The sequence below is a fragment of the Pseudomonas sp. PDM03 genome, assembly GCF_014852385.1.
In the GTDB taxonomy this organism is placed as follows: Bacteria; Pseudomonadota; Gammaproteobacteria; order Pseudomonadales; family Pseudomonadaceae; genus Aquipseudomonas; species Aquipseudomonas migulae.
In genome coordinates, this window is record NZ_JACVBM010000015.1 from 168,017 (window position 1) to 182,484 (window position 14,468).

Consider the following 14,468-nt stretch of genomic DNA (forward strand, 5'->3'; position numbering starts at 1 on the left):
TGAACGATGGGCTCGAGGGGAAGTGAGCAGGTAAGGGCGGACTGGCGAGCGCATTCGGGCGTCGTGGGCCTTTATACGAACTTCAGTGTGATGCCGGTTACCTAAATACGCTTCCGTCCCTCGGGACAACTTCGTTCCAGTCGGCAACCTCGTCAAACACACCTTGTGGGCGGTACAGACACGAAACGGCTCGCGGGGTAGGTGCGAGCATCGCCTCGAAGGCCCTTGCCAGGGCCCCTGATTAGCGGGAGCGAGGCCATCATGCCTTCGCTTTTTTGGCTCGTCAAACGTTTTGTAGTGCTTTTTTTCGAGCACTACATCTTTGGTCTAATACGACTAATCAGTCAGTTTTTGGTGGTTTAGTCCAAAGTATCGACTTTCACCCGCAGGGTCATGTCATCCCGGCCCTGAGTCGAGTAGCTGAGGGTCATGCCCTGTTTGTCGGCCTGAGTCTGGTGATTCACGCCGGCGAGGGTGATCCATTCGCCGAGGCGGCCGGTGACGGTTGTGTCGGTGCTTTGCACGTTCACTACATCGGGACGTTCCTGGCTCATGCGGTCACGGTTGGTACTGATCGACAGGTGAACGATGTCGCCGGTGACGCTGGCGGTGACATAGAAACCCTGGGTGACGTTGCGGTATTCGGTCTGGCTGCGGGGATCGCCATACGAATCGATCTGCGTGCTGGTCAGCGGCACACTCTGACCGACCTGGATCAGCGCCGGTGTACCTTCGCTGGCCTGGACTTGCTGAATGCCGCCGTCACGGCTTTCGGTGCTGCGATTGATGATTCGGGTCTGGCTGGGTTTGGCGCCGTTCACCGAGTAACCCTGATCGCCCTGGAAGTTGTTTTCGTTGGTGTCGACGGTGATCAGCAGGCGCTTGGGTTGTGTGTCGAGTTGGGCGATAAGCGCTTTAAGTTCGTCGATCTTGCGCTGATCGGCATTGACGATCAGTTGGTTGCCGTAGGCGCTGACCTGGCCGTCCTTGCCGATAAAGTCCTGCGCCATCGGCAGCATGTCGGCGCTGGTGTGGTAGTTCAACGGCACGATCTCGGTGGCTGCCATGACCGAAAAACTGCAGGTCAGCAGCAGCGTGGTGAGCAGGGTGCGTAGGGACATATCCGTTATCTCCGGCCTTGAAGTTTGTGTGTAGGAGCCAGCTTGCTGGCGATGGTCGTCAACGATGACGCTGGAAGCCTGATACCCCGCGGCGCTCTCACGGCCATCGCGAGCAGGCTCGCTCCTACAGGTCTTGAGTTTGCCAGTTTGTCGGCCCAGGGTGGGGCAAGTTGAATCGTAGACAGCAAAACGCCCCGGCATCCGAAAATGGCGGGGCGTTTTGGGGTGTGCTTTCGGGCCTCTTCGCGGGCAAGCCTCGCTCCTACAGGTTCGGTGTGATTCTGTAGGAGCGAAGCTTGCTCGCGAAGGCCGCGCCGCGGTTTTAAGCGGAGTGCCGCACCATGTCCACATGCGGAATCCCGGCTTCCAGGAACTCCTCACTGACCAGGCTGAAGCCCAGGCGCTCATAGAACGCCGTCGCCTGCACCTGCGCGCTCAGCATCTGTTGCTTCAGCCCGCGCTTCTCGGCTTCACCGATCACCGCTTGCATCAGCGCGTCGCCAACCTTCAAGCCGCGCCAGTCTTTCAGCACCGAAACCCGGCCAACATGCCCATCGGGCAGCAGGCGTGCGGTGCCAATCGGAAAGTCACCTTCGAAGGCCAGGAAATGCACCGCTGTCGCGTCATCTGCATCCCATTCCAGCTCGGGCGGAACGGATTGCTCGGCGATGAACACCGTCTCACGAATGCGCCGGATCTCGGCGTTATCCTTTTGCCAGTCTGCGACACGTACGTGAATTTTATTCATCGGCAAACCCCAGGCTTCCTTGCTTGATCAGTTCGCAAATCAAGCCGCGACCGTCTTCGTCGCTCAGCCATTCGCCGAGGTTGTCGATGTGCAGCGCATCGGCGGCACAGATCAGCTTCAGCAGGTCGCGCAGTTTACCCGGCAGATAACGGCTCTGACCGCTGGCGAACAGCAGCAGGTCGTCATCGACTTCGGACCAGGCCATACGGGCGCTCGGGTTGCGGATCAGTACGGCGCCTTGCTCCAGGCTGGCAAGCAGGTCGTCTTCTTCGATTTCTTCAGGGCCGACCACCAGTTCCGGGTAGCGCGGTTCGGTCATGAACTGGCCGAACCAGGTCAGCAGCAGGCGTTCGTCGCTCATGTGCTCGGCCAGCAGGGCTTTCAGGCGATCGAGGGCGTCGTGCTGGATCTGATGCGGATCAACCGCCGGCAGGGCGTCGGCGTCGGTGTAGCGCTCTTCGTCAGTCAGGAACTGGCTGAGGAAGTCGGTGAAGTGGGTCAGCACTTCAGCGGCGCTCGGTGCGCGGAAACCTACGGAGTAGGTCAGGCAGTCATCGACGGCCACACCGCAGTGGGCCAGGCGTGGCGGCAGGTAGAGCATGTCGCCCGGTTCCAGGACCCACTCATCGGTGGCTTCGAAATCAGCCAGGATGCGCAGGTCCGCGTGTTGCAGCAGCGGGCTTTCGGAGTTGCACATCTGGCCGATTTTCCAGCTGCGCTTGCCGTGGCCTTGCAGCAGGAACACGTCGTAGTTGTCGAAGTGCGGACCGACGCTGCCACCCGGCGCAGCGAAGCTGATCATCACGTCGTCGATACGCCAGCTCGGCAGGAAGCGGAACTGTTCCAGCAGTTCGCTGACTTCCGGCACGAACTGGTCAACCGCTTGCACCAGCAGGGTCCATTCGGTTTCCGGCAGCTTGCTGAATTCGTCTTCGGCGAACGGGCCGCGGCGCAATTCCCAAGGGCGCTCGCCGTGCTCGATGATCAGGCGCGATTCAACTTCTTCTTCCAGCGCCAGGCCGGCCAGTTCGTCGGCGTCGATCGGGCTTTCGAAATCAGGGATCGCCTGACGGATCAGCAGGGGTTTTTTCTGCCAGTAGTCACGCAGGAATTCGCGCGCCGTGATGCCGCCCAGAAGTTGAAGAGGAATGTCAGGATTCATGTGTAACCTATTGAAAAAAAGCACTTTTCAGACGGGAATAAAAACGCCCGGCGCTGCCGGGCGTCTCAAACGGGTAAAGCGGTCGATCAGATGCGCTTGGCTTGCTCTACAGCGTTGCCGATGTAGTTCGCCGGGGTGAGCAGTTTCAGCTCGGCCTTGGCGGCGGCAGGCATGTCCAGCCCGTCGATGAAAGTTTGCAGCGCTTCAGGGCTGATGCCCTTGCCACGGGTCAACTCTTTCAGCTTCTCGTACGGGTTTTCGATGTTGTAGCGACGCATCACGGTCTGGATCGGCTCGGCCAGGACTTCCCAGCAAGCATCGAGGTCAGCAGCGATTTTCTGAGCGTTGAGCTCCAGTTTGCTGATGCCTTTGAGGCTGGCTTCGTATGCGATCACGCTGTGGGCGAAGCCGACACCGAGGTTTCGCAGTACGGTGGAGTCGGTCAGGTCGCGCTGCCAGCGGGAGATCGGCAGTTTGCTCGCCAGGTGCTGGAACAGTGCGTTGGCGATGCCCAGGTTGCCTTCGGAGTTTTCGAAGTCGATCGGGTTGACCTTGTGCGGCATGGTCGACGAACCGATTTCGCCAGCGATGGTGCGCTGTTTGAAATAACCCAGGGAGATGTAGCCCCAGATGTCGCGGTCGAAGTCGATCAGGATGGTGTTGAAGCGCGCGATCGCGTCGAACAGCTCGGCGATGTAGTCGTGCGGTTCGATCTGCGTGGTGTACGGGTTGAAGCCCAGGCCCAGCTCGTCTTCGATGAAGGCGCGGGCGTTGGCTTCCCAGTCGATCTCAGGGTAGGCCGACAGGTGAGCGTTGTAGTTGCCGACAGCGCCGTTGATCTTGCCCAGCAGCGGAACGGCAGCGACTTGAGCGATCTGACGCTCCAGACGGTAAACCACGTTTGCCAGCTCTTTGCCCAGGGTGGTCGGCGAGGCCGGTTGACCGTGGGTGCGCGACAGCATCGGCACGTCAGCGAAACGGATGGCCAGTTCGCGGATGGCTTCGGCAGTCTGGCGCATCAGCGGCAGCATGACGTCATCACGGCCTTCGCGCAGCATCAGGGCGTGGGACAGGTTGTTGATGTCCTCGCTGGTGCAGGCAAAGTGGATGAATTCGCTGACAGCTGCCAGCTCCGGCAGCTTGGCCGCTTGCTCTTTGAGCAGGTATTCGATGGCTTTGACGTCGTGGTTGGTGGTGCGCTCGATCTCTTTGACACGCTCGGCGTGCTCCAGAGAGAAGTTTTCCGCCAGGGTGTTCAGTACGGCGTTGGCTTCGGCGGAAAACGCCGGCACTTCGCTGATGGCAGGGTGAGCGGCGAGGCGCTGGAGCCAGCGCACTTCAACCAGCACGCGAGCACGGATCAGGCCGTATTCGCTGAAAATTGGGCGCAGGGCCTGGGTTTTGCCGGCGTAGCGGCCGTCAACAGGGGAAACCGCAGTGAGCGAAGAAAGCTGCATGGGGTGTTCTCGGACAGTCGGGCAACGAAATGGGGCGCGTATCATACATGAAAAAATCCGCCGGTCCGTTGCCAACTGACCAGCGTATTACGCGTTACTGACTACAAAACGGTGTTGCGGGCGCGGTTCAGCTGCTGCGCATCAGCGGGTAAAGCTCTTTCAGCAATTTGCGGCGGCTGACGACCAACTGCCAGCGATGACCGCCCAACTGCCGCCACAGGCGTGCCGAACGAATCCCGGCCAGCAACAGCGCGCGGATCTTCGAAGCGTTGCTCGGCTGCTGCAGGTTGCGCATGTCGCCGTGAACCTGAATCCGTTGGCGCAAGGTGCTCAGGGTGTCCTGGTACAGCGCGCCGCAAGCGGCGATCACATTTTCGTGTGCCGGGCCGAAGTGTTCGACCTGGGACTGAATCTGCGGCAGGCGTTTGCCGATCACGTCGAGCATGTCGTTGCGCTTGGCCAGTTGACGCTCCAGCCCGAGCATTGCCAGGGCGTAGCGCAGCGGTTCGCGCTGCAGGGTGCTCGGGTCGCGTTCAAGGGCGCCGATCAGTGCGCGGTAACCTTCGCGCAGATTGATGTCGTCGCCGCCGTAGACTTCCAGCGTGTCCTTGGGGTCGCGAATCAGCAGGCTGCCAAGCATGCAGGTCAGGCCGGCTTCGCTGGTCTGGCCGGTCTTGGCGATCTTGTCGACAAGGACGGCGGCGAGAAACACGCCGCCCAGCGCCGTCAGTTGCTCCTGAGTGGGGCTCATTGCTGCTCGCCTTGAAGGGTGCCTTTGCTGGTCCACGGTTCCGCCACTTCAATCACGCCGCCGCCGAGGCAGATTTCGCCGTCGTAGAACACCACGGACTGACCCGGAGTGACCGCGCGTTGCGGGTCATCGAAGGTCGCGCGGTAGCCGGTGGCGGTTTTCTCCAGCGTGCACGACTGGTCGCTCTGGCGATAACGCACTTTGGCGGTCAGCTTGCGCGGCTCGCTCAGGTCGATAGGGTTGACCCAATAGATGTCCGAGGCGAGCAGGGCGCGGGAGAACAGGTAGGGGTGGTCATTGCCCTGGCCAACGATCAGTTCGTTGTGTTCCAGGTCCTTGATCAGCACGTACCACGGCTCGTCGCTGGCGTCTTTCAAGCCGCCGATGCCCAGGCCCTGACGCTGGCCGATGGTGTGGTACATCAAGCCGTGGTGGCGGCCGATGACTTCACCTTCGGTGGTTTTGATTTCGCCTGGCTGCGCCGGCAGGTATTGCTTGAGGAAGTCGCTGAAGCGGCGTTCGCCGATAAAGCAGATCCCGGTGGAATCTTTTTTCTTCGCCGTCGCGAGTTCGTATTTTTCGGCAATCGCGCGTACTTGCGGCTTTTCCAGCTCGCCGACCGGGAACAGGGTCTTGGCGATCTGTTCGCCGCCGACGGCGTGCAGGAAGTAGCTCTGGTCCTTGTTCGGGTCCAGGCCCTTGAGCAGTTCGGTGCGGCCGTCGATGTCGCGGCGGCGCACGTAGTGGCCGGTGGCGATCAGGTCGGCGCCGAGCACCATGGCGTAGTCGAGGAACGCCTTGAACTTGATTTCGCGGTTGCACAGGATGTCCGGGTTCGGCGTGCGACCGGCCTTGTATTCGGCCAGGAAGTGCTCGAACACGTTGTCCCAGTACTCGGCGGCGAAGTTGGCGGTGTGCAGCTTGATGCCAATTTTGTCGCACACGGCCTGGGCGTCCGCCAGGTCGTCCATGGCGGTGCAGTATTCCGTTCCATCGTCTTCTTCCCAGTTCTTCATGAACAGGCCTTCCACCTCATAACCCTGCTCGATCAGCAGGAGGGCGGAAACGGAAGAGTCCACGCCGCCGGACATGCCGACAATGACGCGCTTCTTTTGTGTGTCAGAAGGGGCTGGATCACGCATAGGGATTCAATGAGTGTCTTGAAAAAGGACGCGATTCTAGCAGGCCGCAGCCCACAAGGCTAAAGAGAAGGGCGGATCAGTTCGAGGCCGAAGTGTTTACCGTCCAGATAATCATCGATACAACGGATGATCAGCTCACTGCGCCAGTTTGCGCGTTGTGCCATCAGTTCGTCACGCGTCAGCCATTTTGCGCCGACGATGCCGTCATCCAGCTGATAGTCAGGGTGGTGCTTGAGCGCTTTTGCGATGAAGCAGACTCGCTGATACGTCACGCCGTTGCTGGGCGCGGTGTAGAGGTAAATGCCCACTACGCCGGTCGCCTCGACGTCCCAGCCGGTTTCTTCGAGCGTTTCGCGTACGGCGGCTTCGGTCAGGGTTTCGTTCGGGTCGAGGTGGCCGGCGGGCTGGTTGAGCACCGTCCGTCCGTGCTTGGTTTCTTCGACCATCAGGAAGCGGCCATTGTCTTCGACGATGGTGGCTACGGTGATGTGGGGTTTCCAGTCCATAAATCTTCCTCCATTTCCAATTGAAATACGGACCCTGTAGGAGCCGGCTTGCTGGCGATTGCGTTTTATCATTCAACATTTTTGTTGGCTGATACACCGCGATCGCCAGCAAGCCGGCTCCTACAAGGTTGTGGTCAGCCTGTAGAAACAGAAACCCCGGCACTGGGCCGGGGCTACTTTGCATCCTTACAACCTTAAACCAGCGCAGCGATAGCCGCGTTGAAGGTTGCGCTCGGGCGCATGGCCTTGCTGATCAGCTCGGCATTGGCGTGGTAGTAACCGCCGATGTCCACTGGCTTGCCCTGAACGGCGTTGAGCTCGGCAACGATGGTCGCCTCGTTCTCGGTCAGGGTTTTTGCCAGCTCGCCGAACTGCGCTTGCAGTGCAGCGTCTTCAGTCTGGGCGGCCAGGGCCTGAGCCCAGTACAGCGCCAGGTAGAAGTGGCTGCCGCGGTTGTCGATGTTGCCGACTTTGCGCGATGGCGACTTGTTGTTGTCCAGGAACTGGCCGGTGGCCTGGTCCAGGGTCTTGGCCAGAACCAGCGCCTTAGGGTTGTTGTAAGTAACGCCCAGGTGCTCAAGGGAGGCGGCCAGTGCGAGGAACTCGCCCAGGGAATCCCAGCGCAGGAAGTTCTCTTCCAGCAGTTGCTGAACGTGCTTCGGTGCCGAACCGCCGGCGCCGGTTTCGAACAGACCGCCGCCGTTCATCAGCGGAACGATCGACAGCATCTTGGCGCTGGTGCCCAGCTCCATGATCGGGAACAGGTCGGTCAGGTAGTCGCGCAGTACGTTACCGGTCACCGAGATGGTGTCCTTGCCTTCGCGGGTGCGGCCCAGGGTGAAGGCCATCGCGTCGACTGGCGACATGATGCGGATGTCCAGGCCGGAGGTGTCGTGATCCTTCAGGTAAGCCTGAACTTTCTCGATCACTACGCCGTCGTGAGCGCGCATTGGGTCCAGCCAGAAAATCGCCGGGGTGCTGCTTGCGCGAGCACGGTTGACGGCCAGTTTGACCCAGTCCTGGATCGGCGCGTCTTTGGTCTGGCACATGCGGAAGATGTCGCCGGCTTCAACCGACTGCTCCAGCAACAAGGCGCCTTTGCTGTCCGTCACGCGGACAACGCCGTTGGTCTTGATCTGGAAAGTCTTGTCGTGCGAGCCGTACTCTTCGGCCTTTTTCGCCATCAGGCCAACGTTTGGCACGCTGCCCATGGTGGTCGGATCGAAAGCGCCGTGCAGCTTGCAGTCTTCGATAACAGCCTGGTAGATGGTGGCGTAGCAGCGATCCGGGATCACAGCCTTGGTGTCGTGCAGCTGACCGTCAGTGCCCCACATTTTGCCGGAGTCACGGATCATCGCCGGCATCGAGGCGTCGACGATTACGTCGCTCGGCACGTGCAGGTTGGTGATGCCTTTGTCGGAGTTGACCATGGCCAACGACGGACGAACGGCGTAGACCGCCTGGATGTCCGCTTCGATCTGCGCTTGTTGCTCGGCAGGCAAAGCCTTGATGCGAGCGTACAGGTCGCCGATGCCGTTGTTCAGGTTGAAGCCGATCTGTGCCAGCACGTCAGCGTGCTTGGCCAGTGCGTCTTTATAAAACTCGGCAACGATCTGGCCGAACATGATCGGGTCGGAGACCTTCATCATGGTGGCTTTCAGGTGAACCGACAGCAGCACGCCCTTGGCTTTGGCGTCTTCGATCTCGGCAGCGATGAAGCTGCGCAGAGCGTTTTTGCTCATGACCGCGCAATCGAGGATCTCACCGGCTTGCACGGTGGTCTTTTCTTTCAGGACGGTGGTGGTGCCGTCTTGAGCGATCAGTTCGATTTTGACGGCGTCAGCGGCGTCGATCAGGGCAGCTTTTTCGCTGCCGTAGAAATCGCCGGTGCTCATGTGCGCGACGTGGGACTTGGAGTCCGCAGCCCAGGCGCCCATTTTGTGCGGGTGCTTGCGAGCGTAGTTCTTGACCGACAGCGGGGCACGACGATCGGAGTTGCCTTCGCGCAGAACCGGGTTCACGGCGCTGCCCTTGATCTTGTCGTAGCGCGACTTGGCTTCTTTGTCGGCGTCGCTGGTCACGGTTTCCGGGTAGTCCGGCAGTGCGAAGCCCTGGGCTTGCAGCTCTTTGATCGCGGCCTGCAGTTGCGGAACCGAAGCACTGATGTTCGGCAGCTTGATGATGTTGGCTTCTGGCGTAACGGCCAGGTCGCCCAGTTCGGCGAGGTGGTCGGCTACGGCTTTGTCACCCAATTGCTCGGGGAAGCTGGCCAGGATGCGCCCTGCAAGAGAGATATCGCGGGTTTCAACGGCGATATCAGCCGAAGCGGTGAACGCTTCTACGATAGGCAACAGTGAATAGGTGGCGAGGGCTGGGGCTTCGTCGGTGAAGGTATAGATGATCTTCGAGCGGGTGGGCATATTCGGATTAACTCTCTCTTCTTTGCTAAAGCGTGCGCAGAAACTCGAGGGGCGCCGGGTAAGCGCGTTCGTTCAAAGTCATCCATGAGCCGAATGTCGAGATTTGTGCGCGGTGATGTTGGGTGCATCAGTCGAGCGTCAAGCGGGTGGACTGCGGTAACAGTCCTGCTTTTTCGGGTCCAAAGTCTCGTGCTAGAGAGGTCGGCCGTCGTGACTCTGTGGTCAGCGGGCGGCATTATACATAGGTAGCTGGCAATCTGCCGATGGTTCATACGTAACGATTGTCGTCCATTGGTCTAAAGGTCGCAGGGGAGTGCAGGGCGTAGAGTCGTTGGCCGTGCTTGAGTTTGGCGCTTTTCCCTTTGCTTTCAGGCTTGTAGAACACGAACTGCGCAGCTTTGCAGTCGATGGGCAGAACATAGGGTTTGCGCGCCGATTTAACTGGGGTACGCTCGGACGAAGCCAGATGTTCAATCCAAACAATGGAGTTCAGCATGGGATACAAGAAGATTCAGGTTCCAGCAGTCGGCGACAAAATCACCGTCAACGCGGACCATTCTCTCAATGTTCCTAACAACCCGATCATCCCCTTCATCGAAGGCGATGGTATTGGCGTTGATATCAGCCCGGTCATGATCAAGGTTGTCGATGCTGCTGTTAAGAAGGCTTACGGCGGCGAGCGCAAAATTTCCTGGATGGAAGTCTACGCCGGGGAGAAAGCGACTCAGGTTTACGATCAGGACACCTGGCTGCCTCAGGAAACCCTGGACGCAGTCAAGGACTACGTGGTTTCCATCAAGGGCCCTCTGACCACGCCGGTCGGCGGCGGCATTCGTTCCCTGAACGTGGCCCTGCGTCAGCAACTCGACCTGTACGTTTGCCTGCGCCCGGTGCGCTGGTTCGAAGGCGTGCCTAGCCCGGTCAAGAAGCCAGGCGACGTCGACATGACGATCTTCCGTGAAAACTCGGAAGACATTTATGCCGGTATCGAGTGGAAGGCCGGTTCGCCGGAAGCGACCAAGGTCATCAAGTTCCTCAAAGAAGAAATGGGCGTCACCAAGATCCGTTTCGACGAAAACTGCGGTATCGGCGTCAAGCCGGTGTCCCTGCAAGGCACCAAGCGTCTGGCACGCAAGGCCCTGCAGTACGTGGTCGACAACGACCGCGACTCGCTGACCATCGTGCACAAAGGCAACATCATGAAGTTCACCGAAGGTGCCTTCAAGGAATGGGCCTACGAAGTGGCGGCTGAAGAGTTCGGCGCGACCCTGCTCGATGGCGGTCCGTGGATGCAGTTCAAGAACCCGAAAACCGGCAAGAACGTCATCGTCAAGGATGCCATCGCCGACGCCATGCTCCAGCAGATCCTGCTGCGCCCGGCCGAATACGATGTGATCGCGACCCTGAACCTGAACGGCGACTACCTCTCCGACGCCCTGGCGGCGGAAGTGGGCGGTATCGGTATCGCGCCGGGTGCCAACCTGTCCGACACCATCGCCATGTTCGAAGCGACCCACGGTACTGCGCCGAAGTACGCCGGCAAGGACCAGGTCAACCCGGGCTCGCTGATCCTGTCCGCCGAGATGATGCTGCGTCACCTGGGCTGGACCGAAGCGGCCGACCTGATCATCAAGGGCACCAACGGCGCGATTTCCGCGAAGACCGTGACCTATGACTTCGAACGTCTGATGGATGGCGCGAAGCTGGTGTCGTCTTCGGGGTTTGGCGATGCACTGATTTCGCACATGTAAGCGAATCGGCACAAAAAAACCGCCTTCGGGCGGTTTTTTTTATGACTGGATGATCGGTTGCGTCAGTTCGATACCTTTTCATGACGGTCATGATGGGTGGAGGGCTGGGCGTGTTCATGCTCGACAGTCGCATTCGTGATCTTCGTGGCATGCAGGCCTTTGGGGCCTTGCACAATGTCGAATTTCACGAGCTGTCCGGCCTTGAGGGTTTTGTACCCGTCCATTTCAATGGCGGAATAGTGGGCAAAGAAATCGATCTCTTTACCGTCCTCGTCCTGCCCTTCGCGGGCGTCGGTGTTGATGAAACCGAATCCCTTGGCATTGTTGAACCATTTCACCTTACCGACAGCCATGCTCATATCCCTCTGCAACAGACTCCATCACTGGAGTATCATCCAGTACATCCGCAGTCGAATCCTGTAAATAAGATTGACTCCGCGGACCTTTTTTACCCACTGTGGGCTCTATTGGTTGTAACACCGTTTTGCCGATAGTCAAGGTGACCCGGCAGTCGGTATTGAAATCGTTCATAACCGTCCCCACTACTGTATTCGCACAACTGACGAACCTTTCTTTCCATGCATGCAATCAGCCAGATTCGACTAACATTCAATCAGGATCGCCCTGATTTACACGACGACGATTCCGCAGGCATTGCTGTTCAGGAGGCCAAGCCTGCTTTACAGGCGCCGCCGATGTACAAGGTGGTTTTGTTTAATGATGACTACACACCGATGGATTTCGTCGTCGAAGTGCTCGAGGTGTTTTTTAACCTGAATCGCGAGCTGGCGACCAAGGTCATGCTGGCCGTCCACACAGAAGGACGGGCAGTATGTGGAGTGTTTACCCGCGACATTGCCGAGACCAAGGCCATGCAGGTCAACCAGTACGCCAGGGAAAGCCAGCATCCGCTACTCTGTGAAATCGAGAAGGACGGTTAATCGCCGACCACTTGGGTATGAGGTGAAGCTATGTTAAACCGCGAGCTCGAAGTCACCCTCAATCTTGCCTTCAAGGAGGCCCGTTCGAAGCGTCATGAGTTCATGACCGTCGAACATCTTCTGCTGGCCTTATTGGACAATGAGGCTGCCGCCACCGTTTTGCGTGCCTGCGGCGCCAACCTCGACAAACTCAAGCATGATCTGCAGGAGTTCATCGACTCCACCACGCCGTTGATCCCTATTCATGATGAGGATCGCGAGACCCAACCTACCCTGGGCTTCCAGCGTGTTCTGCAGCGTGCTGTTTTCCACGTACAGAGCTCGGGCAAACGCGAAGTGACTGGCGCCAACGTGCTGGTTGCGATCTTCAGTGAGCAAGAAAGTCAGGCAGTGTTCCTGCTGAAACAGCAGAGCGTTGCACGCATTGATGTCGTCAACTACATCGCACACGGCATTTCCAAAGTGCCGGGGCATGGCGATCACTCTGAAGGTGAGCAAGATATGCAGGACGACGAGGGCGGTGAGTCTTCTTCTTCAGGCAATCCTCTGGATGCTTATGCCAGTAACCTCAACGAACTCGCGCGCCAGGGTCGTATCGATCCGTTGGTAGGCCGTGAGCTCGAAGTCGAGCGTGTCGCGCAGATCCTCGCGCGTCGACGCAAAAACAACCCGCTGCTGGTGGGCGAGGCGGGCGTGGGTAAAACCGCGATTGCCGAAGGCCTGGCCAAGCGTATTGTCGACAACCAGGTGCCGGACCTGCTGGCCAACAGCGTGGTGTATTCCCTCGATCTGGGCGCCTTGCTGGCCGGGACCAAATACCGCGGCGATTTCGAGAAACGCTTCAAGGCGTTGCTCAATGAGCTGAAAAAACGTCCGCAGGCGATCCTGTTCATCGACGAAATCCACACCATCATTGGTGCGGGTGCCGCGTCCGGTGGCGTCATGGATGCCTCGAACCTGCTCAAGCCGCTGCTGTCGTCCGGTGATATCCGTTGCATCGGTTCGACCACCTTCCAGGAATTCCGCGGCATCTTCGAGAAGGACCGTGCCCTGGCACGACGCTTCCAGAAAGTCGATGTGTCGGAACCGTCGGTGGAAGACACCATTGGCATCCTGCGTGGCCTGAAAGGGCGTTTCGAGCTCCATCACAATATCGAATACAGTGATGAGGCCCTGCGCGCCGCTGCCGAACTGGCCTCGCGTTACATCAATGACCGGCACATGCCGGACAAGGCCATCGACGTGATCGACGAGGCGGGCGCCTACCAGCGTCTGCAACCGATCGAGAAACGCGTGAAACGCATCGAAGTGCCTCAGGTCGAGGACATCGTCGCGAAAATCGCGCGGATTCCGCCAAAACACGTCACCAGCTCCGACAAAGAGCTGCTGCGTAACCTTGAGCGTGACCTGAAGCTGACGGTGTTTGGTCAGGATGCCGCAATCGACTCGTTGTCGACTGCGATCAAACTGTCCCGTGCCGGCCTCAAGTCGCCTGACAAGCCTGTCGGTTCGTTCCTGTTCGCAGGCCCGACCGGTGTCGGTAAAACCGAAGCGGCGCGTCAGTTGGCCAAGGCGTTGGGTATCGAGCTGGTTCGTTTTGATATGTCCGAGTACATGGAGCGCCACACCGTATCGCGTCTGATCGGTGCGCCTCCTGGCTACGTCGGATTTGATCAGGGCGGTCTGCTGACCGAAGCCATTACCAAGCAGCCTCACTGCGTGCTGTTGCTCGATGAAATCGAGAAGGCGCATCCGGAAGTCTTCAACCTGCTGTTGCAGGTCATGGACCACGGTACGCTGACCGATAACAACGGGCGCAAGGCGGACTTCCGTAACGTGATTGTCATCATGACGACCAACGCCGGTGCCGAAACTGCAGCGCGTGCTTCGATCGGTTTCACCCATCAGGACCACTCGTCCGATGCGATGGAAGTGATCAAGAAGAGCTTCACGCCGGAGTTCCGCAACCGTCTGGACACCATTATCCAGTTTGGTCGCCTCAGTCATGAGGTCATCAAAAGCGTGGTGGACAAGTTCCTTACCGAGCTTCAGGCGCAGTTGGAAGACAAGCGCGTGCAGCTGGAAGTGACCGACGCGGCGCGCAGCTGGCTGGCGGCAGGTGGTTACGACTCGGCAATGGGCGCTCGGCCGATGGCGCGTTTGATCCAGGACAAGATCAAGCGTCCGCTGGCGGAAGAGATTCTCTTTGGCGAGCTGGCTGACCATGGTGGGGTGGTGCATATCGATCTCAAAGATGGTGAGTTGACCTTTGAGTTTGAGACCACGGCTGAAATGGCCTGACGGTTGTTGATCTGTTGTAAAGCGAAAGGCGCCTTCGGGCGCCTTTTTTGTTGTCTGTGTCCCGTCCTGAATAAGGTTTACACCTTCTGATCTGTTTTTCAGGAGGACGTAATGGAATCAGTAAAAAGGCGTAGTCAGCGAGACTACACGCTGACCTTTAAATTGTCG

The 14,468-nt window shown here is 58.9% G+C and carries 13 protein-coding genes; 3 read left to right on the top strand and 10 right to left on the bottom strand.

Annotated elements, in window-relative coordinates; genetic code table 11:
- Window positions 1–359: 359 nt before the first annotated feature.
- The 9 genes from IB254_RS20495 to IB254_RS20535 form a co-directional block, all read right to left on the bottom strand.
- Window positions 360–1,121, bottom strand: coding sequence for a secretin N-terminal domain-containing protein (locus tag IB254_RS20495; protein WP_192419111.1), 762 nt, complete (start codon window positions 1,119–1,121; stop codon window positions 360–362).
- Window positions 1,122–1,443: 322 nt separating this feature from the next.
- Complete coding sequence (locus IB254_RS20500) at window positions 1,444–1,869, bottom strand: GNAT family N-acetyltransferase (RefSeq protein WP_017339601.1); 426 nt, start codon at window positions 1,867–1,869, stop codon at window positions 1,444–1,446.
- On the bottom strand, window positions 1,862–3,031 hold the full coding sequence (locus IB254_RS20505) for a cupin domain-containing protein (protein WP_192419113.1): 1,170 nt from the start codon (window positions 3,029–3,031) through the stop codon (window positions 1,862–1,864). The genes IB254_RS20500 and IB254_RS20505 overlap by 8 nt, the downstream gene beginning before the upstream one ends.
- 86 nt (window positions 3,032–3,117) lie before the next feature.
- The gene (gene purB, locus IB254_RS20510; protein ID WP_008032719.1) at window positions 3,118–4,488 is read right to left on the bottom strand and encodes an adenylosuccinate lyase; all 1,371 of its coding nucleotides are present in this window, start codon (window positions 4,486–4,488) and stop codon (window positions 3,118–3,120) included.
- A gap of 127 nt (window positions 4,489–4,615) precedes the next feature.
- Window positions 4,616–5,239 carry a high frequency lysogenization protein HflD gene (hflD, locus tag IB254_RS20515; RefSeq protein WP_192419115.1) on the bottom strand — a complete coding sequence of 208 codons (624 nt, stop codon included), beginning with the start codon at window positions 5,237–5,239 and terminating at the stop codon, window positions 4,616–4,618.
- On the bottom strand, window positions 5,236–6,381 hold the full coding sequence (gene mnmA / locus IB254_RS20520) for a tRNA 2-thiouridine(34) synthase MnmA (RefSeq protein ID WP_192419117.1): 1,146 nt from the start codon (window positions 6,379–6,381) through the stop codon (window positions 5,236–5,238). Before mnmA ends, hflD begins: the two co-directional genes overlap by 4 nt.
- A gap of 59 nt (window positions 6,382–6,440) precedes the next feature.
- Window positions 6,441–6,887: an NUDIX hydrolase gene (locus IB254_RS20525; RefSeq protein ID WP_192419119.1), complete on the bottom strand. Its 447-nt coding sequence runs from the start codon at window positions 6,885–6,887 to the stop codon at window positions 6,441–6,443.
- A gap of 194 nt (window positions 6,888–7,081) precedes the next feature.
- Window positions 7,082–9,307 carry an NADP-dependent isocitrate dehydrogenase gene (locus IB254_RS20530; protein ID WP_192419121.1) on the bottom strand — a complete coding sequence of 742 codons (2,226 nt, stop codon included), beginning with the start codon at window positions 9,305–9,307 and terminating at the stop codon, window positions 7,082–7,084.
- 268 nt (window positions 9,308–9,575) lie between these two features.
- Window positions 9,576–9,803, bottom strand: coding sequence for a hypothetical protein (locus tag IB254_RS20535; protein WP_032829130.1), 228 nt, complete (start codon window positions 9,801–9,803; stop codon window positions 9,576–9,578).
- Between IB254_RS20535 and icd the strand changes: the two genes are divergently transcribed.
- Window positions 9,802–11,058 carry an NADP-dependent isocitrate dehydrogenase gene (icd, locus tag IB254_RS20540; RefSeq protein ID WP_008033986.1) on the top strand — a complete coding sequence of 419 codons (1,257 nt, stop codon included), beginning with the start codon at window positions 9,802–9,804 and terminating at the stop codon, window positions 11,056–11,058. The two genes, IB254_RS20535 and icd, sit on opposite strands and share 2 nt — an antisense overlap.
- A 62-nt stretch (window positions 11,059–11,120) precedes the next feature.
- On the opposite strand, the gene IB254_RS20545 is transcribed toward icd, so the two are convergent.
- On the bottom strand, window positions 11,121–11,411 hold the full coding sequence (locus IB254_RS20545; RefSeq protein WP_192419122.1) for a cold shock domain-containing protein: 291 nt from the start codon (window positions 11,409–11,411) through the stop codon (window positions 11,121–11,123).
- A gap of 225 nt (window positions 11,412–11,636) precedes the next feature.
- Between IB254_RS20545 and clpS the strand changes: the two genes are divergently transcribed.
- Together clpS and clpA are read left to right on the top strand one after the other, a co-directional pair.
- The gene (clpS, locus tag IB254_RS20550; protein WP_015094394.1) at window positions 11,637–11,999 is read left to right on the top strand and encodes an ATP-dependent Clp protease adapter ClpS; all 363 of its coding nucleotides are present in this window, start codon (window positions 11,637–11,639) and stop codon (window positions 11,997–11,999) included.
- Window positions 12,000–12,029: 30 nt separating this feature from the next.
- Window positions 12,030–14,300, top strand: coding sequence for an ATP-dependent Clp protease ATP-binding subunit ClpA (clpA, locus tag IB254_RS20555; RefSeq protein ID WP_008033994.1), 2,271 nt, complete (start codon window positions 12,030–12,032; stop codon window positions 14,298–14,300).
- Window positions 14,301–14,468 lie beyond the last annotated feature (168 nt).